Origin of the sequence: Pseudomonas hydrolytica (assembly GCF_021495345.1) — a bacterium.
Lineage (GTDB): Bacteria > Pseudomonadota > Gammaproteobacteria > Pseudomonadales > Pseudomonadaceae > Aquipseudomonas > Aquipseudomonas hydrolytica.
On the sequence record NZ_CP099397.1, the window covers coordinates 3,832,973 to 3,852,914 of the forward strand.

The window sequence follows — 19,942 nt, forward strand, 5'->3', positions numbered from 1 at the left end:
CTTCCCCGCTATTGAACCGGAGAATCCGACATGTTCAAGAACACCCTGGCGCTCGCCGCCGGCATCGCCCTGTCCGTATCTGCTGTATTCGCGCAAGCCGCCGACGTCCTCAAGGTCTCGGCCATCCCCGACGAAGCCCCCACCGAACTGCTGCGCAAATTCAAGCCGCTGGGCGCCTACCTGGAACAGGAACTGGGCATGAAGGTGGAGTTCGTGCCGGTGGCCGACTACGCCGCCGTGGTCGAGGCGCTGGCCGCCGACCGTATCGACATGGCCTGGCTGGGCGGCTTCACCTTCGTCCAGGCACACCTGAAGACCGGTAACGCCGTACCGCTGGTACAGCGTGAACAGGACGCCGAGTTCACCAGCAAATTCATCACCTCCGACCCGGCGGTGAAATCGCTGCAGGACCTCAAGGGCAAGACCTTCGCGTTCGGCTCGGTGTCCTCCACCTCCGGCAGCCTGATGCCGCGCTACTTCATGCTGCAGGACGGCATCAAGCCGGAAGACTTCTTCAGCCGCGTGGCCTACTCCGGCGCCCACGACGCCACCGCGGCCTGGGTGCAGGCCGGCAAGGCCGACGGCGGCGTGCTCAACGCCTCGGTGTGGCAGAAGCTGGTGGACGCCGGCAAGGTCGACACCGACAAGGTCAAGGTCTTCGCCACCACCCCGACCTACTACGACTACAACTGGACCGTGCGCGGCAACCTCGACGCCGATCTGCAGGCGAAGATCAAGAGCGCCTTCCTCGCCCTCGACCCGGCCAAGCCCGAGCACAAGGCGATTCTCGACCTGCAGGCCGCCAGCCGCTTCATCGAGACCAAGCCTGAAAACTATGAAGGCATCGAAGAAGCCGCTCGCGCCGCCGGCCTGCTCAAGTGAGCATCGCCCTGCGTGGCGTGGGCCTGGCCCACGCCAACGGCAAGGTTGCGCTGGAAAACATCGATCTCGAGGTCAGCCCCGGCGAACGAGTGGCCATCATCGGCCCCTCGGGTGCCGGCAAGACCACCCTGCTGCGCCTGCTGGCCACCAGCCTGCAACCCACGCGCGGCGAGCTCGACCTGCTGCAGCACAACCCCTGGCGCCTGGCTGCCCGCCAGCGCCAGCGTCTGCGTGCGCGTATCGGCCTGATCCATCAGGCACCGCCGCTGCCGCCGCGCCAGCGCGTGGTCACCGCCGTGCTGGCCGGCAAGCTTGGCCAGTGGTCAGTGGCCAAAGGCCTGCTCAACCTGCTGCATCCGCTGGATGCCGGCGGTGCCCAGGCCGCCCTGGCGCGCCTGGATATCGCCGACAAGCTCTACCAGCGTTGCGATCAGCTCTCAGGCGGTCAGTTGCAGCGCGTCGGCATCGCCCGCGTGCTGTACCAGGCGCCGGAACTGATCCTCGCCGACGAACCGGTCTCGGCCATGGACCCGGTGCTCGCCGGCCACACCCTGGCCGTGCTCAATCGCGAGGCCGCCGAGCGCGGCATGACCCTGCTGGCCAGCCTGCACGCCGTCGACCTGGCGCTGGCGCACTTTCCCCGCATCGTTGGCATTCGCGATGGGTGTATCGCCTTCGACCTGCCGGCCATTGAGGTGCAGCCCGAGCAGTTGCAGGCGCTGTATGCCAACGAGCAGCTGCAGGCCACGCCCAGCTCGCCCGTACAGCCGCAACCGACGCATATCCCGCGATGCTGACCACCGCCCCACGCGACCCCGCCGCCCTGCCGCGCCTGCTGATTACCGTTCTGGCGCTGCTGCTGTTGTGGCCTGGCCTGAGCCTGAGCGAGCTGGACCTGGCCGTACTGGTCGATGGCGACAACACCCGCGCCATGGGCAACTTCCTCGCCGGTTTCTGGCCGCCGGCGCATGACGCCGAGTTCCTCGCCCTGCTCGGCCGCGCCACCCTGGAAACCCTGGCCATCGCCACCGCCGGCATGAGCCTGGCGCTGCTGATCGCCGTTCCCGCCGCACTGCTGGCCAGTCGCGCGCTGTCGCTGTCGGCCGTGCACCGCGGTGGCCGCCCGGCCTGGTGGGCGAACCTGGCGCGCTGGCCGGTGCGCGGGCTGCTGATCTTCCTGCGCAGCGTGCCGGAGATCGTCTGGGCGCTGCTGTTCGTCCGCGCCGTCGGCCTCGGCCCCACCGCCGGGGTGCTGGCCATCGCCATCACCTACGCCGGCATGCTGGGCAAGGTGTACGCGGAAATCTTCGAATCGGTCGACGCCCGCCCCACCCGCGCATTATTGGGTGCCGGCAGCAGCCGCCTGAGCGCCTTCGCCTACGGCGTGCTGCCCAATGCCGCCGGGGAAATGCTCTCCTACACCGTGTACCGCTGGGAGTGCGCCATCCGCGCCTCGGTGGTGATGGGCTTCGTCGGCGCCGGCGGCCTGGGCCAGCAGATCGACCTGTCGCTGCGCATGTTCGCCGGCGGCGAAGTGGCCAGCATGCTGCTCACCTTCCTGCTGCTGGTACTGCTGGCCGACCAGTTCAGCCGCCTGCTGCGCGCGAGGCTGACATGAGAGCCGGCAATCTGATCCTGTTCGCCGCCCTCCTCGCCGCGGTGATCGCCTCGTTCCTCTATCTGGGCATCGACCTCGGCGCATTGGTAGCCGGCGACAGCCTGGCGCAGATGGGCCAATACGCCAGCGGCTTCCTGCAACCGGACGTCTCCGCCGCGCACCTGCAGGCCATCGGCCGTGGCGCGCTGGAAACCCTGGCCATGTCCGCCATCGGCACATTGCTCGCCGCCCTGCTCGGCCTGGCCCTGGCGCTGCCGGCCGCCGGACGCTTCGGCGGTGTCGCCCTGCACCTCACACGTATGCTGCTCAACGCCCTGCGCGCCATCCCCGAACTGGTCTGGGCAGCACTGATGGTGCTGGCCGCGGGCCTCGGCCCCAACGCCGGCACCCTGGCCCTGGCCCTGCATACTGCCGGCGTGCTCGGCCGCCTGTTCGCCGAAGCGCTGGAAAACACCCCACGCGAGCCTGCCGACGCCATCCGCGAAAGCGGCGGCGGACGCATGCTCGCCTTCTGCTACGGCACCCTGCCCGGCGTCTGGCCGCAACTGGTGGCGTACACGCTATATCGCTGGGAGAACAACATCCGCATGGCCAGCGTGCTCGGCTTCGTCGGCGCCGGCGGTCTCGGGCAGATGCTCTATGTGTCGCTCAGCCTGTTCCAGGAAGCCCAGGCGGCCACGGTGATCCTGGCCATGCTCATGCTGGTGCTGGCGGTGGATGGCCTGAGTGGCTGGGCGCGGCAGCGCTGGGTGAGCTGAGCTGATCAAAGCATCAGGCCCTGCCGGCTAGTCAGCTCGTGAAACGCCGCGGCCCTTACGGCCCCATCGGCATAGTCGGAGCCAGGTTGGCGGTGCCGAGTAAACCGCCGGCAGTTGAAGGCTGCCGCGGCTTTTCTCCTGAGTCTCACCTCAGCGATTGTGAGGCCTCAGCCAGCCTGCAAAGGCACGCGTGGCCATGGGCATGAACAGGTACACCACAAGCAGGACGATGCTCAAGGTGATGAGTGCATCGCTTAGCAGTGAATTGCTGAGCCAGGGAATAAGCTGGAACAGAGGTCGCCAAAGCAGCGGCATCAGCAGGCTCAGTGGCAGAATCACCAGGAAGGTTATGCAGCTTTGTTTCCAGCGCGGCGGGGGTGTCTGGACGGGTTCCGGTACGAACCAGAAATCCTTGCCTTGAGCGATCTCCAATTGGTCGCCATCGCAAAGAAGCGGTACGACCTCGGCTACGAGCTGGCGCCTTTGTTCCGAGCGAATCCAGTTTTGCAGCTGCTCTAAGCTGGTGAAGCGCAGCACGCATGTGAACTGTGCCACGTCGGGTCGCCAGCCACGTATCACGTCCACCCCAAGGTGGCCGGGGCATTGGCTGGCGGTGGTGATGATGCGCCGCAACCAGGTCTCGTAGCGTGGCGCGTGGTGTGGGCGAACCTGATGGCGCACCACCAGGGTTACGGTTTCAGGGTGCGTTTCGCTCATGGTCGACACTCTGCTCAAAGCCTCGGCCCTGTCGCCCCAGCGGCGCGCACGGATGCCCGCCACCGGTCCAGTCAAGGGCCGTTCGGCCGTTGTGGGGCCAGATGCTTCTCGATCTAGCCGTGTAGCTTGGATGCGATCCGCGCCACGTGTTCGCCCTGATGACGCGCGATTTCCAGCTCACGCCCATTGGGCTGTCGAGAGCCATCGCCGCCGGCAAGGGTTGAGGCACCATAAGGCGTACCGCCGCCACCTTCGGAGGTATCGAACAGCGCTGGGGTGGTATAGCCGATCGGCACGATGATCATTCCGTGATGTGCCAACGTGGTCCAGGTGGAGGTAATGGTCATCTCCTGGCCACCGCCCGTTCCGGTTGAGGTAAACACGCTGGCGACCTTTCCTGCCAGAGCACCCTTGGCCCAGAGCCCGCCTGTTCGGTCGAGGAAGTTGCGCATTTGCCCGGACATGTTGCCGAAGCGCGTCGGAGTGCCAAAGATGATGGCATCGAAATCGGCCAGGTCTGACGGCTGCGCCTCAGGCGCACTCTGATTCGTCTTGCCGCCTGCTGCGGCAAAGGCTCCCTGACTCATCGTTTCAGGAACCCGTTTGATCACGACCTCCGATCCCGGAACGCTGCGGGCACCCTCAGCGACCTTGTTCGCCATGGTCTCGATGTGGCCATACATGGAGTGGTAGAGCACTAGAACTTTAGCCATTGCCATTTCCTCTGGATAACGTGCTGTTTATGGATGCAGCGCTGGTTTACACCTGGGCATCCAGGCCCGGGTTGAGCGTGATCGTTCTGATCTCGGTGAAATCCTCGATCGCAGCCACACCATTCAGACGGCCGAGGCCCGACTGCTTGCAACCGCCCTCCTCGGTGTCTTCGCCGAGTGCACCCCACTCATTGATCCAGACCATACCCGCCTCGATCCGAGGCGCGATCCGCAGCGCTCTGGAGAGATCGCGCGTCCAGATGCTCGCTCCCAGGCCATAAATACTGTGGTTGGCCAACGCAACGGCTTCCTGTTCCGTCGCAAACCTCTGCATGGTGACCACCGGCCCGAACGTCTCTTCCTGGACGATCGGCATCATCGGATCGCTCACCTCGAGAAACGCGGGGCGAAAGAATGCGCCTTTCGACAGCGGGCCTTCGACCACCGGACCACCTCGCACAATGGCCTGCGCGCCCTGTGCAATGGCGCGCTCAACCAGGTTATCGACGCGCTCGACGTTCTCGCAGTCGATCATCGGCCCCATGTCGCTGGACAGGTCTGCCGCAGGCCCGACCTTTACCGCGCGCAGGCGTTCGGCAAAACGCTTGCGAAACTCGTCGGCGATCCCTTCCTGCACGATCACCCGCTGCCCCGTCACACAGAACTGGCCCGCAAACACCGTGACTGACTTTTCCAGGATGGGGAGCGCGAGATCGAGATCGGCATCGTCGAACACGATCGATGGCGTCTTGCCACCGAGCTCCAGCCCAACGCGCTTGAAGTGCGGTGCGGCACTGAGCGCGATCGCCTTGCCGGTGCCAGTGCTACCGGTAAAGCTGATGATCGGAACCTCCGGCGAGGCGACGAGATGCTTGGCGCCATCGCCACTCTCGTCGGTAAAGACATTGATCACGCCGCGGGGCAGTGCCGTTACGTTGCTGAAGATCTGGGACAGGGTCGAGGCGATCTGCGCGCTCTTGCCCGGCACCTTGACGATTACCGCACAGCCAGCCGCCAACGCGGGTGCGAGTGATCGTACCGTCAGGATTATCGGGGAATTCCACGGCACGATGATTCCCGCCACGCCCATTGGCTGGCGCATCATCATCGCGATTCTGCCCGGTCTGGAGTCCACCACCCGTCCGGCCTCGGTACGAGCGATACCGGCAAAATATCGCAGCGACGGCGCGCAGAGATCGACTTCGAAGCTGGCCTCGCGTTGAATCTTGCCGTTCTCGGTGCAGAGAATCTTGATCAGCTCGCCCCGATTGCGTTCGAACGCGTCTGCAAGATCGTCGAGCACGCGTGCGCGCAGCTTGCGGTCGTGCACCCAATCGGTCTCGTGCATTGCGCGTTTCGCCGCGGCGATGGCCGCTTCGGCGGTTTCGACACCCCCTTCGGCATAGGTACCTATGACCTCATAGGTGGCAGGGTTGATGGACCCACGGATCGTGTCCGCGCCCATCCACTCGCCACCGACCCAATTCAACGCATGTCGGGAGGTGTGCGGGGTATGAATATTCATGGCTAACTCCTGCGTGTTGCCTGGTGTGAAGTATCGGGCCCTGTCCTGACGCGTAGAGAGGTCGGCAATGATGTGCTCTCTCCTCCGGGCGCCATCTGCCGGCACGCCAGGAGTGCTTTCGCTCTCCGGGATGCCGGCACAAGGCTTGATCCTCGTGATCGAAATCGTTACTCCGCGGCCACCGTAAAGGGGGCTGCGTTCGCAGAGGTCTTCACAGTCCAGGCGCCAGACTGTCGGAAGGAGCTGGCAGATGCGTAGGTATCTTCCATGAACTGGAAATAGGTCATCTTGCCGTCACGCACCTTGGCATGGATGGAGAACGGCGAAGTGAATACCTGGTCGACTGCCACGGACCGATAGGTGAACTTACCGAAAATCGCCACATCCTCTCCGGAGGAGATTTTGGTGCTGATGGTGAAGTCTTCGATTTTCCAGTAATCCTGGACCTGCATGAACAATGAACTAAAGGCCTTCGGCCCCTTGTTTGTGCCCGTCCAAGGCATGATTTTCCTCAACTCCGGGTTATCGAAGTTGAGCGAAACATAAGTGGCGTCGGGCGCCGCCAGCTTCTCGGCAGCGGCCTCAACTTTATCGGGCGCAGTATTGGCCAGGAACTCCATGACTACCGCAAGCGAAGCCGCAGACTGTGCTTCGCTAGTTGACTGCGCTACCACGGGAGTAACAGTCACAATGCACGCAGCGAGCGTGATTGCTGCAAACAGCGACTTGATTTTGGAAATGTTCATGAGCTTCTCCGTTTAACTACCGTTTGTGATGCATGAGACCTAGTACGTCGCCAAGTGCTGGTGAGTACTGGGCAACTGGTAGTACTTGAGCAAAGGCTATGCCATTGCCCAAGATACTGGAGAAAACCCATATTTATCAGCGAGATAGATTTATAAAGGAAGGAATTTCAATCAAGTCTATGGTTTATCGAAGAGGGGCCGAATTTATCATTTGATAAATCACGACGGCGCATTGATTATTTGGTTAATGTCATAAAAACTTCGCAATCGATTTGATCCAGCCGCGAAGGTAAGCGAACTCAATCAGTCGCATCCTCATCAAGGATGCCGCTTTTCTTGAGACGGTAAGCCAGCGCAGGTCGAGTCAACCCGAGGATTCGAGCGGCTTGTGCAACGTTTTGCTGAGCACGGTCCATTGCCCGTCGCATCAGCTGCTCTTCCACCGCTTCCAGGCTTATGTTTCGTTCGAAGATCTGCGCGACCCAATCGGCTGCGCTTTCCGTGTCTTCAGCCTGAACCAGCGCGCCATCGGCATTGAGACGATCACCATGCAGATTGCCTGCCTTTGGAAAGACCGCAAAAAGAGCGTCCTGCCCTATGGTTTCATTGCTGTCAGTGAGGATGACGCCGCGCTCGATCACATTCTCCAGTTCGCGGATGTTTCCCGGCCACGCGTAACTGAGACACAGCTCCAGAGCCTTGTCTGACAGACCTAGCGTGCGCTTGTGATACTGCAGATGAAACTTGCTTAGAAAGTGCTCGACCAGCAGCGGCAGGTCCTCAAGCCGCTCGCGCAGCGGGGGGACCTGAACCGGAAACACATTCAGGCGGTAATAGAGATCCGCGCGAAACCGGCCCGCCTCGACTGCATCGGCGAGGCTTTCATTGGTGGCAGCAATGACTCGCACATCGACCTTGTGGGTCCGAGAGCCGCCCACACGTTCGAGTTCCCCCTCTTGCAGCACCCTTAGCAAGGTCGCCTGCGCTCTGGGGGTCAGCTCTACCACTTCGTCCAGAAAGATGGTCCCGCCGCTGGCGCGCTCGAAGCGCCCCGGGCGGGTCTGATTGGCGCCGGTAAACGCCCCTTTCTCGACGCCGAACAGCTCGGCCTCGATCAAGTCCTGCGGAATGGCGGCGCAGTTCACCGCGATGAAAGGTTGCTCGGCGCGATCGCTGCGAAGATGGACGCTGCGTGCGATTACCTCCTTGCCGACGCCGGTTTCTCCGAGCAACAGGACCGAGATCTTGCCCTTGGCTGCCTTGTCGATCGTCTTGCAGACCGTCATGTAGGCGGGAGAGCGCCCTATGCCGTAGTACTGGCCCTCTTGCTTCTCCAGGCACGTGCGCAACGAGCTGATCTGCGATTGCAGCTCATACAGCTCCTCGATGATCGGATCGGCCTGAAAGTAGCGTCTGAATTCCGCGGCGTTTTCCCACTGCTCGGCGGGTTTGCCAATGATGATGCAGCGCTCGTCGCCACACCCGCGACAGCTGGTTTCCTGGATGATGATTTCGCGTTTCATGAACGAGGAGCTGTACGCACATGCGTAGCCCAGTAAGGACCAACAGACGGGCTCATCCATCAGGCCCACCTCGGTCAGGCAGCTCTCGACCTCAAAGGAATCAATCCACTCAAGCTCGCAGTAGAAATGGCCGGCCTCCTGATCCACTTCCAGCTGAATGGGCTTCGCATTGACCATGCCCTTCAAGGAGTGCAACTGCGGACCAACCAGGAACATTTCCAGCTCCGGACTGTTCGGCCTCAGCTTGCGGGCCATTTCGGCGTCTTTGAGTCCGGATTGGTAGCCAAGTCGCAGGAAGAATCCCTTGGCGCGCTCGATGCCGAGGGTATTGATGAGCTCCCGGCGGAAATTAGCCATCGCCGACACCTGCATCAGCAACATGCGCTGCTCGCCGAACCAGATCTTGCCTTCCGTGCTTTGAAAGCGAATCTGTTCACTCAGGTCCTGAAAGTCCGGATGCTTGATCCCTGAGCTGTAGCTGATAGCCATTGAAGGAGGCCTCGATTATTGTCTTGAGCGGCTCGATTGATCTGTGCCGGCGATTGAGAGGACCGAAACGAGTGATCACAGGATTCAGTCAGTATGGATGCGGACAGCGGGCCTGCTCCGGAGAAGCCGTCAGGGCGGCGCAGGGTTAACGGATAACACCGGAGCCATGATCAAGGCTGATCGACTACGCCGACCACGGCTCAAGTCGATGGATTGAGCGAAAGCCGAGCGCTACACGAACACTATGGAACGTTGGCCCTGATCCTCTCGCGTACAGCGCGCTCACCTGAAAAAAGGATAAGTCGAAGAACCCCTCGCCATAAGCCTGGAAAAATCGAATCGGTGGTTCGCTTTTCTCGAACGACTCACTGCCGGGATTGCGAACTGGTTGCCAGCATCTGGTCCCAGATCGGTGGGCTGCCTATCTGCTCGCTGAGGAAGCTGCTCAGCGCGTGAAGCTTGTGCGAGCCTTTTTGCGACTGGCGATAGACCACAGAAATATTGCCGCCTCGGGGGGCATAAGGCTCCAACACCTCTATCAGCTCACCGTCCACGATGGCCTGCGCGGCCAGAAAGGTGGGCAATATAGCCAGCCCGAGGCCTGCTTTCGCCCCCTCCATGAGTTGATGACCACAGTTGGTGCGCATCCGGCAGCGCACGCGGAATGACTCCAATGCGTCATTCACCGGTAGCGTCCACATGCCATGTGGTTCGCGATTGACGTAGAGCAAGGCGAAATGCTGAGCGAGGTCTTGCGGTAGCTGTGGCGTGCCATGCGCCCCCAGATAATCAGGGCTGGCACAGATGATGTGGCGATTGGGCGTGATGATCTTGGCCATCAGCGTAGAGTCGGGCAACTCGCCAATACGCACCGCCGCATCGAAGCCCTCCTCATGCAGGTTGACGCGCCGGTCGTCGAACTCGACGTCCAGAGACAACTCAGGATATTGCTTGGCAAAAGAGGCCAAAATCGGCGTCAGATATCGCATGCCGAACGCCATCGGAGCAGCGATGCGCAGATTTCCACGAACACTGGACTGGGACGTCAGAACGGCATTCTCGGCATTTTCTATGTCCGCCAGAATTGCGGTGCAATGACGGTAAAAAACCTCACCCGACTCAGTCAGGCGAGTCTGCCGGCCACGCTCCAGCAGGATGCAGCCCAGGCGTTTCTCCAGTTGCTGAATGCGCTGGGAAACCATCGATTTGGCCGTGCCCAAACGACGAGCGGCCTCGGAAATACTCCCGGTGTCCACTACAGCCACGAAAGCATGCATCTCAGATAGTTTATTCATGCTCTGATCCACAGAAATTGACTTGCATGCCTTCAAGCCTGACCGCCCGGGCGCAGCTGGTTCTGCACAATACCAGCAGAGAGCAGATTTATCGGCGGGATCAAGGGCCCCTAAGGGCTGCTCCGCGGAACTGATTCACATCGATTGGATAGAGCACAGCGTACGGGCACCGTCTGGCTCAGTATCGGCACACCTCGCATCAAACGAGTCCCGGTCTGGCGCAACGTGCATGCTGCGAGCAAATCGCTGCAGCATGCAGCGCCGTGCCAACGGAGTTGGCCTGAGCTGATCGTTAATCAGGCGGAAACGAGTCTCTCGTAATCAGAGAAAGGCTTGAGCGCCCAATACTGCACGTGTAGCAGATTCTCTTTGACGTAAGGCAGCGCCTCGATGTAATCACGCGCCTCCTCGAAGGTGGCGGACTCCAGCTCAAACGCTGCACCGGGGCCAGCTGCCAGCCCATGGACTGCGCGAACAATACCGTCGGCGAAGCCTTGCCAAACGTGCAATACCTCCGGCTTCGCCAGTCGCTTGAAGTCCTCTGCCGCTCCATCGGCACGGCGAGTCAGAATCACGAAGGTTTTCATAACGCCCCCTCCGTTTCCAGCTGCGGCCGCTGGGTTGTTTCGCCATCGGCAACGTGCGCCGCTATCCCCGTCTGGCCCACGGCCACATGCGGTTTAAGCTCGTTGCGGGGCGTGTAGTCCCCACCATTTTGGGGCCGGAAGGGGATTGGCGCGTCGGTGAACAAATTCTCGAGACGGACGCGCCAAGCCTCTTTGGCTGCCATGACATCTGCGGCGGTCAAGTTGCCAGTGCCGTATATGGCGAACGTCGGCAGCACATCGAACCCGGGGAAGTAGAGCGAGCCATGCGTGATCGGAAACAGCAATTGCTCGAGTGGTCCGTTGATACCGCGCGGCGAGTAATCCTCTGCGGGGCCGCCGACAGCGACAGACAACATGGCCCGCTTGCCCTTGAAGGCCCCGTCACCATAGCGGTAGGTGTTGCCAGCGCCCTTGTAGCCATGGGCGAGTCCGGCTGCCCAGACGCGGTCTATCCATCCCTTCATGATGGCCGGCATGCCGTACCACCAAAGTGGAAACTGGAAGATGACGGCATCTGCCGCTAGAACCTTGTCTTGCTCTGCCGCCACGTCAGGGCTCTGGCGGCGATGACGATAGGCGTGGGCGGACTCTGCGCCGAACGACAGCCGCTGAGGGTTGGCCCGCTCAGGAAAGTCGTGCTCGTCGAATATCGCTTTCCAGCCCATGGCGTATAGATCGGACTGCAGGACCTCGTGCCCTTGCGCAGTCAAGCATTCAACAGACACATCCACCAGTTGCCGCGTTAGCGAGGAAGGCTCGGGATGGGCATAGATGATCAGTACTCTTTTCGACATGAAGGACGACTCCGCTGTGATGTCGCTGGAGTGTCGCGAGGCTCGGGCCCTCTGTGAAATCGCAAAATTTTCCTGCTAGCATAAGTTCGATGGATACCAGACGCCTTGATCTCAATCTGCTTGTGACGTTGGAGGCCCTTCTCATCGAGCAGAACGTGACCAGGGCGGCCGCCCGTCTGCATTTGAGCCAGCCAGCAGTCAGCGCGCAGTTGAGCCGCCTGCGCGACGTCTTCAACGACCCTCTTCTGATCCCCGCGCAGCGTGGAATGACCCCCACGGTCAAAGCCTTGGAGCTGCTCGTGCCGCTTCGCCAAGCATTGGACCAAGTAAGGGCCACCGTCACTACTCATCTGAATTTCGAACCCGCGACGGCGAGCCTGACGGTATCAATCGCCTGCACGGATTACGTGCAGGCGGCCTTGATCAAGCATCTCGTTGTCGCCATGCGGCGCGAAGCGCCGGGTGTCCGTATCGCACTGCGCATCCTGGACGTACCACAGCTGGAGCTGCAGATGACCCGCGGCGAGGTGGATCTGGCGGTGATCAACATGAACGGAGCTCCGCCCGCGCTGCACTCGCAACACCTCTACGATGAGAGTTACGTGCTGATCGGGCGTCGAGGGCACCCAAGCCTGCGTGCGGGCCTGACGGTGGATGAGTTCGCGCAGCTGGAACATGTCGTGGTGTCACTACGCGGCGGAGGCTTCTCTACCTCGGTGGATAACGCCTTGGTAGCGCGAGGGCTGCGGCGTAACGTAGTTCTGTCAGCGTCGTCATTTCTGCCAGTACCGGAGTTGGTCGCGCAGTCGGATTGTGTGGCCCTGGTTCCACGTCGTCTCGTAGAAGGTCGTGACGAGCAGCTGCTGTGCGTAGCCCCTCCATTGCCGGTGGAAGGTTTTGCGATCGGCATGTTCTGGCATGAGCGCTCGGATGGGCACGCCGGCTTCAGGTGGGTGCGTGAGTTCATCACTCTGGTAGCCGATTCGCGGGCATCCGATTCAACCGAGTCAAACAGTCAGGCCGGGTAGTTAATCGCATTATTCAGATGCGGCCTCGCGTAGCTCGCGGCGTCTCTGTATTTGCGGCAGACATGTTTTGAAGCGGAAATGGTGCTCGCTGCTCTGGCCGATTGCAGCCGGTCAGGACGGGCTCCTGTCGGCCAGGAGCGGACGGTGAGAAGTACCAATATCATGGTCTGCCGCCGATTCCCCCCTCATTTACAGAGGCCAGAACCAACAGAAATGCGACATTAGGAAGTCACTTCGTCAGTGTCACCGTCTACGCCGATATGCCGCAGCGTGATCGCTGCCAGCGCAGCCAGGACAGCGATGCAGATAGCGCTGGTTACCGCTGCCAAGTTGAAACCAGTCATGAACGCGGCCTGGGCCTGTTCCAGCACACCAGCAGGCAGTTCCTGTGAAACCGTTTTGGCACCTGCAAGACTGTCCAGTACTGCCCGTTGAATGTCCTGAGCCAGGAAGGCATTGACCTGATCGGTCATCCTGGTGCGATAGATTGCGGTCGTAAGGCTGCCCAGCGTGGCGATGCCCACAGCCAGGCCAAGCTCCTGAACCGTCTCCGAAATGGCTGAGGCTGATCCCGCTTTTTCACCTGGCGCGGTGCCCACCACCAGATCCGTTCCCAGCGCGGCAATGGTGCCCAAGCCGAGATACACCAGCGAGAATGATGCAGTCGCCAGTCCAATTCCGCGAGGCGTGTGATCGAGCTGGGTCAACATCAGATAGCCCACTACGGATAGCCCCAGCGCGCCCGCAATCACATAGCCCGGCCGAATTTTCCTTGCAAGCAGTGGTGCCGTAATCCCTGCCACCAGCATGGCGAGTGCCGGAGGCCCCATCCACAGCCCGGCCGCCAAAGGTGACAACCCCGCCACCAGTTGCAGGTACTGATTCACCAGCAGCATCGTCCCACCTACGCCGATGAGGCCAACCAGGAGTACCACCAGGGCGACGCTGAATGCCCGGCTGGAGAACAGATCGAGGTCGATCAATGGACTGCTCAATCGGCGTTGTCGTCGGATGAACAGAAGCATGAAGGCAACCCCTGTCACGATAGCCAGCGTGGCATTGGCCACTATTCCGTCCTTGGCCAGTTGCTTGATGCCATAGACGATCGGTAGCAAGGCAAGCAGTGACAGCACAACACTGGACAGATCCAACCGCCCCTGTTGCGGAGCGCGGTACTCCGGCAGGAGAAACGGCGCGGCAACCAGCAATAATCCTACGACCGGTAGCGCCACGAGAAATGCCGCTCCCCACCAGTAATGCGCCAGCAAGATGCCCCCAACCACCGGGCCGGCCGCCATGCCCAGTGCAAACATGGTCGCCCACACCCCGATGGCCAAGGCCCGCTGGTGGGGATGGTTAAACATGTTGCTGATCAGTGCCAGCGTCGATGGCATCAGCGTCGCGCCCGCTACACCCAGCACAGCACGCGCCGCAATCAGTATGGTGGCACTGGTCGAATAGGCCGCCATCAGGGAGGCAACCCCGAAAGCGGCTGCGCCGACCATCAGCAGCTTGCGCCGCCCGATTCGATCCCCCAGCGTTCCCATCGTGATGAGAAAGCCGGCAATCATGAAGCCATAGGCATCAACGATCCAGAGTGCCTGCGCACTGGTCGCGCGCAAATCCACTGACAGCGCAGGCAACGCCAGATGCAGCAGCGTCAGGTCAAGCCCGAGCAGGATGGTCGGCAGTGCAAGCAGTGCCAGCCCGATCCACTCACGGGCCCCCGCGCGTCTTTCGACCGAATCACTGCGCGCCTGGCGAATTTCCGGAACGAGAGGTGAATCGTTAAGTGCTGTCAAAGTGGCCTCCGGGGTTGCTCGGATCGGTTGTGGAAGCCACATCTTCAGGGCAGTATCATACCATTACAATTTAAGCAATTATCCTATTACTAGAGGCAACAGCCATGATTGGGCGAAGCCTGAGCCGCACCAAGAACGAGTTATCGGAGTTTCTGACCCGGCATCGTCGGAAACTAACGCCAGCCGATGTCGGGCTGCCGTCCCACGGGCGGCGCCGAACACCGGGCCTGCGCAGAGAAGAAGTCGCCGCGCTGGCTGGCGTTGGACTCACTTGGTACACCTGGTTCGAACAGGGGCGAGACATCCAAGTATCGGAGAAATTCTTGCTGAACGTGGCCTATGCCCTCAAGCTCGATGACGCCGAATGCAGCCATCTCTTTCTTCTAGCCCACAGGCGGCCACCTCCACCGGAGGCCCATCAATGGATATCGGTCACGCCACTTATCCAACAGTTGATGGACGATCTTGCAACAAGACCGGCTTATGTCCTCAACCTGCGCTGGGATGTCATTGCCTGGAATACCGCAGCCGATGATTTGTTCGGCTTCAGCACCCAGGAACCTGAGATACGTAACATCCTGCGCCTGGTGTTTTCCGATCCCGCCATGCGACGGCGCCTCCCCGCCTGGCGCGACGATGCACCCAAATTACTGGCACAGTTCCGTTATGACTTCGCTGTAGCGCCAGACGACCCGCCCATGCTGACGTTGGTCGAGGATCTGAAGGATCTGTCGGCCGACTTTCGCCGCTGGTGGGAGACACCGGATCGCGAGGAGACCCAGCGCGGAATTGGCTCTGTCATGACAACCGGTACCGAACTGCAGAAATTTCGCCACGAGACGCTGGTAGTGGATGAACACCGGCATCTCAGGATGGTGGTGTATTTCGGCGAGTAGATGAATCACTGAAGCACTTACCGCAATCAACTTTTGCAAAGACAGATTTGAACAAACCGTGCGCTTCCGGCCGGTAGCGGTCCTGTGTGACAGGTAACCGGCCAGAAACGCAAGGTCAGCCCTTATTCGAACAGCGCAGTCGCAAACTCTTCCGGCGTCGGGCTCTCCGGCCATTGGGCCACGCCCGCTGGCAGGGTGATCCAGGACTGCCGGCGCTTGGTCCAGATATGAGCTTGCGGGGTCCACTGCACCGCTCCCTCCAGCACACCAGCTCGGACTATGCGCATGCCCTCGGCAGCGGTCGTCTCGTTAAACAGCCGGGTAAAGCAGACTTCGCATGCGTACTGAGTCGAGACGTGCCCGTGATGTTCATAGCGGTATTCGCGGACAGGGCCAGAAACCTCTACCGCCTGCGCGGCGCACAGCAGATGCAAACCGAATGCACTGCCACTCCATTGCTGACAATTGAGGCAGTGGCAGGCATACAGCGGTGGTCGAACTTCGGCACGCAAACTGATGCGGACTTTTCCGCATCGACACTGGCCTGTGAATTCCATCGGGTCACTCCCTACAATGGCGCGCTTTCTATGTTCAGGGGGTGCATGATCATCCCTTCCCGCGCGGGACTGAAGAGAGCAAGTCGCCCAACCGCTGGTAGAAAATGTATGAACGGAATTGAGTGGGAAAGCCAGCGGGTGTTCCTCGCGGTACTTCGATCGGGAAGCCTGTCCGGTGCCTCGCGGCTCCTGGGCATAGCCCAATCCACGGCCCGCCGGCGACTAGAGAGCCTCGAAGGCTCACTCGGGCTTAGCCTGTTCACTCGTACTTCAACCGGCCTGACGCCTACCGCCTCTGCACGCCGACTCATTCATCACGTGGAGTCGATGGATATCGCGGCACAGGCGTTCAATCGCATGGCCAGCTCGGAGACGGAAGTTTCCCGAGGCACCATCAGAATAACGAGCAGTGACCTGTTGGGGGTCGAGGTGATGCCACGGCTGTTGCGTGACTTCCACCATGACCATCCTGACCTGAACCTCCAGCTGAGCATCAACGATCAGATGGAAGATCTTGCCCGGCAGGAATCGGACATCGCGGTGCGCCTGGTGCGCCCCAACGAAGGTGGCGTTGTCGTCCGTCGAACCGGTGCCTTACGTGTTGGGCTTTATGCCAGCGCCGAGTGCCTGGCGCGCTACGAGCTGCCTGCCAGTCTCGCCGTCTTGAGGCAGGCTCCGCTGATCGGCCCTGATCGACGCACTGCCGATCTGCGTCGACTGGTCGAGCTAGGTTTTTGCGAAGCAGACCAGCGCTTTGCAATCGCCACCGACAACCATCTCGCACAGCTCGCAGCAATCCGTGCCGGTCTGGGCTTTGGCCTGTGCCCGGTCACTATCGCCGAGAACTACCAATTGATCCGGGTTCTGCCGGAAAGCTTCGGCTTCGAGATAGACGTATGGATTGCCATGCATTCCGACCTTCGCAGGATCAGTCGCATTTCGCGAGCCTTCGAGGCTCTCGGCCACGCCTTGCACATGGCGCTGACCAAATAGACGCCGGTGACCTTGCTGAAACCTCGGGCGGATGAAAGCGGCTGGCGCCCGCCCTGCTTCAGCAAGCAACGGCGGTATCGCGCGCCGGCGGCAGGCCGAACAGGCGGCGATATTCGCGGCTGAACTGCGACACGCTTTCATAGCCGACGCTGAATGCCGCGCTGCTGGCAGAGGCTCCTTCGCCGAGCATCAGGCGACGCGCCTCGATCAACCTCAGCTGCTTCTGAAACTGCAGCGGCGTCAGGGAGGTCTGCTTGCGAAAATGCTGATGGAACGAGGAAACGCTCATGCCCGCCACGCCAGCCAGGCGCTCCACCGGCAATGGGCGATGGAATTCGGTACGCAGCACGGTCACCGCCCTGGCAATGCGCTGCGCATGACCGTCAGGCCAGCCCAGGCGGCTGATGGCCGGGCCGTGGCGGCCGGCCAGCAGCCAGTAATGCAGTTCGCGCATGAGCGATGCATGCAGCACGGCAGCCGATGCCGGCCGTCGCAGCAGACGCATCAGACGTAGCACGGCCTCGGCCACCTCGGTATCGGTCGGCTCGATCCTGATCGGTGCGGTGTCGGTGACCGGGGCGGCTTTCATCTCCTCCATCAGCTCGGTCAGCAGGGCCGGATCCAGGTCGATCACCAGAGAGATGTACGGCGCCTCGCCGCTGGCCTCGGTGATCTGGCTGACGGTGGGTACGTCCGCGGTAATCAGCAGGGAATCACCGGCACCGAAGGTGAATATGTCAGTGCCCATGATCACCCGTTTGCGGCCCTGCAGCACCAGGCACACCAGCGGTCGGGTAATGGCGTGGTCCAGCCCGCTGGGCTGCAGCGCGCGGATGATGGTCAGGCCGGCAATGGGTGCGAGCGCCATGCCGTCCGCGGCGGTGCGACTGTCGATATAGCCGCGGACGACATCAAGCAAGGTATCGGTCATGGTGCGCTCCCCAGGCAGCTCGTGGCCATGAGACTCACTGTTGTAGAAATAGGCAAAAAGCGTCGAGGTTTCGGTAAGGACGGTGCCGGTGGGGGATCGGAGAATGAAATCCCACTCACCAGACAGAGGTTTTTACCATGACCAAGATCGCCATCGTAACCGGGTCCAGCCGTGGCCTCGGGCGTAATACCGCGCTGAACATCGCTCGCCAGGGCAGCGACGTCATCGTCACCTACCACAGCCAGGCCGATGCCGCCCTGGCTCTGGTCGCCGAGATCGAGGCGCTGGGGCGCAAGGCCGTGGCGCTGCAGCTCGACGTGGGCGACGTGTCCACCTTCGCCGCCTTCGCCGAGACGCTGCGAGGCGTGCTCGCACAGACCTGGCAGCGCGACCGCTTCGATCACCTCGTCAACAATGCCGGGCATGGCGATATGGCGACCATTGCCGAAACCACCGAAGCCCAGTTCGACGCTCTGGTGAACGTGCACTTCAAGGGTGTGTTCTTCCTCACCCAGGCGCTGCTGCCGCTGATTGCCGACGGCGGCCGGATCGTCAACCTTTCCACGGGTCTGACCCGCTTCGCCTCGCCTGGGTTCTCCGCCTACGCCGCGGCCAAGGGCGCGGTCGAGGTGCTGAGCGTGTACATGGCCAAGGAACTGGGCAGCCGCGGCATTGCCGTGAACACGGTGGCGCCGGGGGCGATCGAGACCGATTTCCTGGGCGGGGCGGTGCGCGACACGCCGGATCTGAATCAGGTTTTCGCGCAGATGACGGCGCTCGGCCGCGTGGGCGTGCCCGACGACATCGGCCCGATGATCGCCGGCCTGCTCGGCGAGCAGAATCGCTGGGTCAACGCTCAGCGTATCGAGGTCTCGGGCGGCCAGGCGATCTGACGCCGAGACGCGCGCCAAAACTGGGACGGGCGCCCGCGTGGCGCCCTGCTCCAGGCCGCGACATGCGCGCCGAGCACGGCACCGCTCGGCATCGAGGTCGAACCATCGCCACTTGGCGACGGTCGACTGATTGAACGAGAGCGTCGGCCACAAGGGCCGAGGGAGGCCAACATGACCATTCGTTGCTTGCTCGCCGGGTGTTGCTGGTCAGACGGCGTGACCATGCTGATGGGCAGGGAAACCTTTTTGTGTCAGTGCTGCAGCCGCTGCGGCAGCCACCGCTACACACCGCAAACCTGAACGGCAGGAGGCGACACACAGCATGCCCCGAGCCATCTGGAAAGGCGCCATCAGCTTCGGCCTGGTGCACATCCCGGTCGCGCTGAACTCGGCCACCCGCTCCCAGGGGGTGGACTTCGACTGGCTGGACAAACGCAGCATGGAGCCGGTGGGCTACAAGCGGGTGAACAAGGTCACCGGCAAGGAAGTCAGCAAGGAGAACATCGTCAAGGGCGTGGCCTACGAGAAGGGCCGCTATGTGGTGCTCAGCGAGGAAGAGATTCGCGCCGCGCACCCGGAATCGACCCAGACCATCGACATCTTCGCCTTCGTCGACAGCGAGCAGATCCCCTTGCAGCACATCGATACGCCCTATTACCTGGCCCCCGATCGCCGCGGCGAGAAGGTCTATGCGCTGCTGCGCGAGGCACTGAGCAGTACCGACAAGGTGGCCCTGGCCCATGTGGTGCTGCACACCCGCCAGCATCTGGCGGCGCTGATGCCGGTGGAGTCGGCGCTGGTGCTGGTGATGCTGCGCTGGCCCAGCGAGGTACGTGGCCTGGATTCGCTGGAGCTGGGGTCGGCGGTGACCCAGCCCAAGCTGGCCAAGAGCGAGCTGGACATGGCCAAGCGCCTGATCAAGGACATGAGCGATGACTGGCGTCCCGAGGACTATCAGGACAGCTTCCAGGAACGCATCCTCGATCTGGTGGCGCGCAAGGCCAAGGCCGGCAAGATCGAGAACGTCGAACGAGCCGAGGGCGAAGAGCAGCGCCGCAGCGCCGATGTCGTCGACCTGACCGAACTGCTCAAGCGCAGCCTCGGCGGCAAGCCGAAACCCTCGGCGAGCAAGGGTTCCAGCACACGCAAGCCGGCCAAGACGGCGCGCAAGTAA

The 19,942-nt window shown here is 61.7% G+C and carries 21 protein-coding genes; 10 read left to right on the top strand and 11 right to left on the bottom strand.

Translation table 11 applies throughout. From position 1 onward, the window contains the following. Positions 1 to 30 precede the first annotated feature (30 nt). The 4 genes from L1F06_RS17970 to phnE are packed head-to-tail and all read left to right on the top strand — an operon-like array spanning position 31 to position 3,258. Positions 31 to 882, top strand: coding sequence for a putative selenate ABC transporter substrate-binding protein (locus L1F06_RS17970; protein ID WP_129481612.1), 852 nt, complete (start codon positions 31 to 33; stop codon positions 880 to 882). Then, positions 879 to 1,679, top strand: coding sequence for a phosphonate ABC transporter ATP-binding protein (locus tag L1F06_RS17975; protein WP_129481613.1), 801 nt, complete (start codon positions 879 to 881; stop codon positions 1,677 to 1,679). Before L1F06_RS17970 ends, L1F06_RS17975 begins: the two co-directional genes overlap by 4 nt. After that, positions 1,673 to 2,500, top strand: coding sequence for a PhnE/PtxC family ABC transporter permease (locus L1F06_RS17980; RefSeq protein ID WP_129481614.1), 828 nt, complete (start codon positions 1,673 to 1,675; stop codon positions 2,498 to 2,500). Before L1F06_RS17975 ends, L1F06_RS17980 begins: the two co-directional genes overlap by 7 nt. Next, positions 2,497 to 3,258: a phosphonate ABC transporter, permease protein PhnE gene (gene phnE, locus L1F06_RS17985; RefSeq protein WP_129481615.1), complete on the top strand. Its 762-nt coding sequence runs from the start codon at positions 2,497 to 2,499 to the stop codon at positions 3,256 to 3,258. Before L1F06_RS17980 ends, phnE begins: the two co-directional genes overlap by 4 nt. A gap of 150 nt (positions 3,259 to 3,408) precedes the next feature. Here the strand turns inward: phnE and L1F06_RS17990 are convergent, their stop codons facing one another. The 8 genes from L1F06_RS17990 to L1F06_RS18025 form a co-directional block, all read right to left on the bottom strand. After that, positions 3,409 to 3,975 carry a putative antibiotic biosynthesis monooxygenase gene (locus tag L1F06_RS17990; RefSeq protein ID WP_177490999.1) on the bottom strand — a complete coding sequence of 189 codons (567 nt, stop codon included), beginning with the start codon at positions 3,973 to 3,975 and terminating at the stop codon, positions 3,409 to 3,411. 113 nt (positions 3,976 to 4,088) lie between these two features. Further along, entirely contained in the window at positions 4,089 to 4,688 is a 600-nt protein-coding gene (wrbA, locus tag L1F06_RS17995; RefSeq protein WP_129481616.1) for an NAD(P)H:quinone oxidoreductase, read from the bottom strand. 46 nt (positions 4,689 to 4,734) lie between these two features. Continuing rightward, on the bottom strand, positions 4,735 to 6,213 hold the full coding sequence (locus L1F06_RS18000; RefSeq protein ID WP_129481617.1) for an aldehyde dehydrogenase family protein: 1,479 nt from the start codon (positions 6,211 to 6,213) through the stop codon (positions 4,735 to 4,737). A 167-nt stretch (positions 6,214 to 6,380) separates the two neighbouring features. Then, positions 6,381 to 6,959, bottom strand: coding sequence for a nuclear transport factor 2 family protein (locus L1F06_RS18005; protein ID WP_232460369.1), 579 nt, complete (start codon positions 6,957 to 6,959; stop codon positions 6,381 to 6,383). Between the two features lie 299 nt (positions 6,960 to 7,258). Next, the gene (locus L1F06_RS18010; protein ID WP_129481618.1) at positions 7,259 to 8,971 is read right to left on the bottom strand and encodes a sigma-54-dependent Fis family transcriptional regulator; all 1,713 of its coding nucleotides are present in this window, start codon (positions 8,969 to 8,971) and stop codon (positions 7,259 to 7,261) included. Between the two features lie 365 nt (positions 8,972 to 9,336). Then, on the bottom strand, positions 9,337 to 10,266 hold the full coding sequence (locus tag L1F06_RS18015) for a LysR family transcriptional regulator (protein ID WP_129481619.1): 930 nt from the start codon (positions 10,264 to 10,266) through the stop codon (positions 9,337 to 9,339). A gap of 296 nt (positions 10,267 to 10,562) precedes the next feature. After that, positions 10,563 to 10,853, bottom strand: a complete 291-nt coding sequence (locus L1F06_RS18020; protein ID WP_129481620.1) for a hypothetical protein — start codon at positions 10,851 to 10,853, stop codon at positions 10,563 to 10,565. Further along, complete coding sequence (locus tag L1F06_RS18025) at positions 10,850 to 11,668, bottom strand: NAD(P)H-dependent oxidoreductase (protein WP_129481621.1); 819 nt, start codon at positions 11,666 to 11,668, stop codon at positions 10,850 to 10,852. Before L1F06_RS18025 ends, L1F06_RS18020 begins: the two co-directional genes overlap by 4 nt. An 89-nt stretch (positions 11,669 to 11,757) precedes the next feature. Between L1F06_RS18025 and L1F06_RS18030 the strand changes: the two genes are divergently transcribed. Continuing rightward, complete coding sequence (locus L1F06_RS18030; RefSeq protein WP_129481622.1) at positions 11,758 to 12,696, top strand: LysR family transcriptional regulator; 939 nt, start codon at positions 11,758 to 11,760, stop codon at positions 12,694 to 12,696. A gap of 221 nt (positions 12,697 to 12,917) precedes the next feature. Here the strand turns inward: L1F06_RS18030 and L1F06_RS18035 are convergent, their stop codons facing one another. Next, entirely contained in the window at positions 12,918 to 14,498 is a 1,581-nt protein-coding gene (locus L1F06_RS18035; RefSeq protein WP_041772944.1) for an MFS transporter, read from the bottom strand. Positions 14,499 to 14,602: 104 nt separating this feature from the next. On the opposite strand from L1F06_RS18035, the gene L1F06_RS18040 reads away from it, so the two are divergent. Next, positions 14,603 to 15,394 (top strand): helix-turn-helix transcriptional regulator, encoded by a 792-nt coding sequence (locus L1F06_RS18040; RefSeq protein ID WP_012019322.1) that lies wholly within the window; start codon positions 14,603 to 14,605, stop codon positions 15,392 to 15,394. Between the two features lie 122 nt (positions 15,395 to 15,516). On the opposite strand, the gene L1F06_RS18045 is transcribed toward L1F06_RS18040, so the two are convergent. Then, positions 15,517 to 15,951 (bottom strand): GFA family protein, encoded by a 435-nt coding sequence (locus tag L1F06_RS18045; protein ID WP_012019323.1) that lies wholly within the window; start codon positions 15,949 to 15,951, stop codon positions 15,517 to 15,519. A gap of 108 nt (positions 15,952 to 16,059) precedes the next feature. Between L1F06_RS18045 and L1F06_RS18050 the strand changes: the two genes are divergently transcribed. Then, positions 16,060 to 16,944 (top strand): LysR family transcriptional regulator, encoded by an 885-nt coding sequence (locus L1F06_RS18050; protein WP_129481623.1) that lies wholly within the window; start codon positions 16,060 to 16,062, stop codon positions 16,942 to 16,944. Positions 16,945 to 17,002: 58 nt separating this feature from the next. On the opposite strand, the gene L1F06_RS18055 is transcribed toward L1F06_RS18050, so the two are convergent. Beyond that, complete coding sequence (locus tag L1F06_RS18055) at positions 17,003 to 17,875, bottom strand: AraC family transcriptional regulator (RefSeq protein ID WP_129481624.1); 873 nt, start codon at positions 17,873 to 17,875, stop codon at positions 17,003 to 17,005. 137 nt (positions 17,876 to 18,012) lie between these two features. On the opposite strand from L1F06_RS18055, the gene L1F06_RS18060 reads away from it, so the two are divergent. From L1F06_RS18060 to ku, 3 genes are all read left to right on the top strand, one after another. Further along, a complete protein-coding gene (locus tag L1F06_RS18060; protein ID WP_003245881.1) occupies positions 18,013 to 18,768 on the top strand; it encodes an SDR family oxidoreductase in 756 nt (251 codons plus the stop codon). Between the two features lie 171 nt (positions 18,769 to 18,939). Next, a complete protein-coding gene (locus tag L1F06_RS24960) occupies positions 18,940 to 19,068 on the top strand; it encodes a PSPA7_2676 family Cys-rich small protein (protein WP_100219176.1) in 129 nt (42 codons plus the stop codon). Positions 19,069 to 19,090: 22 nt separating this feature from the next. Further along, positions 19,091 to 19,942: a non-homologous end joining protein Ku gene (ku, locus tag L1F06_RS18065; protein ID WP_129481625.1), complete on the top strand. Its 852-nt coding sequence runs from the start codon at positions 19,091 to 19,093 to the stop codon at positions 19,940 to 19,942.

What these genes read in the sequence shown, in the direction of transcription:
- L1F06_RS17970 (WP_129481612.1), top strand. Translation starts at nt 31, where the DNA reads ATGTTCAAGAACACCCTGGCGCTCGCCGCCGGCATCGCCCTGTCCGTA.
- L1F06_RS17980 (WP_129481614.1), top strand. Translation starts at nt 1,673, where the DNA reads ATGCTGACCACCGCCCCACGCGACCCCGCCGCCCTGCCGCGCCTGCTG.
- phnE (WP_129481615.1), top strand. Translation starts at nt 2,497, where the DNA reads ATGAGAGCCGGCAATCTGATCCTGTTCGCCGCCCTCCTCGCCGCGGTG.
- L1F06_RS17990 (WP_177490999.1), bottom strand. Translation starts at nt 3,975, where the DNA reads ATGAGCGAAACGCACCCTGAAACCGTAACCCTGGTGGTGCGCCATCAG.
- wrbA (WP_129481616.1), bottom strand. Translation starts at nt 4,688, where the DNA reads ATGGCTAAAGTTCTAGTGCTCTACCACTCCATGTATGGCCACATCGAG.
- L1F06_RS18000 (WP_129481617.1), bottom strand. Translation starts at nt 6,213, where the DNA reads ATGAATATTCATACCCCGCACACCTCCCGACATGCGTTGAATTGGGTC.
- L1F06_RS18005 (WP_232460369.1), bottom strand. Translation starts at nt 6,959, where the DNA reads ATGAACATTTCCAAAATCAAGTCGCTGTTTGCAGCAATCACGCTCGCT.
- L1F06_RS18010 (WP_129481618.1), bottom strand. Translation starts at nt 8,971, where the DNA reads ATGGCTATCAGCTACAGCTCAGGGATCAAGCATCCGGACTTTCAGGAC.
- L1F06_RS18015 (WP_129481619.1), bottom strand. Translation starts at nt 10,266, where the DNA reads ATGAATAAACTATCTGAGATGCATGCTTTCGTGGCTGTAGTGGACACC.
- L1F06_RS18020 (WP_129481620.1), bottom strand. Translation starts at nt 10,853, where the DNA reads ATGAAAACCTTCGTGATTCTGACTCGCCGTGCCGATGGAGCGGCAGAG.
- L1F06_RS18025 (WP_129481621.1), bottom strand. Translation starts at nt 11,668, where the DNA reads ATGTCGAAAAGAGTACTGATCATCTATGCCCATCCCGAGCCTTCCTCG.
- L1F06_RS18030 (WP_129481622.1), top strand. Translation starts at nt 11,758, where the DNA reads ATGGATACCAGACGCCTTGATCTCAATCTGCTTGTGACGTTGGAGGCC.
- L1F06_RS18040 (WP_012019322.1), top strand. Translation starts at nt 14,603, where the DNA reads ATGATTGGGCGAAGCCTGAGCCGCACCAAGAACGAGTTATCGGAGTTT.
- L1F06_RS18045 (WP_012019323.1), bottom strand. Translation starts at nt 15,951, where the DNA reads ATGGAATTCACAGGCCAGTGTCGATGCGGAAAAGTCCGCATCAGTTTG.
- L1F06_RS18050 (WP_129481623.1), top strand. Translation starts at nt 16,060, where the DNA reads ATGAACGGAATTGAGTGGGAAAGCCAGCGGGTGTTCCTCGCGGTACTT.
- L1F06_RS18055 (WP_129481624.1), bottom strand. Translation starts at nt 17,875, where the DNA reads ATGACCGATACCTTGCTTGATGTCGTCCGCGGCTATATCGACAGTCGC.
- L1F06_RS18060 (WP_003245881.1), top strand. Translation starts at nt 18,013, where the DNA reads ATGACCAAGATCGCCATCGTAACCGGGTCCAGCCGTGGCCTCGGGCGT.
- L1F06_RS24960 (WP_100219176.1), top strand. Translation starts at nt 18,940, where the DNA reads ATGACCATTCGTTGCTTGCTCGCCGGGTGTTGCTGGTCAGACGGCGTG.
- ku (WP_129481625.1), top strand. Translation starts at nt 19,091, where the DNA reads ATGCCCCGAGCCATCTGGAAAGGCGCCATCAGCTTCGGCCTGGTGCAC.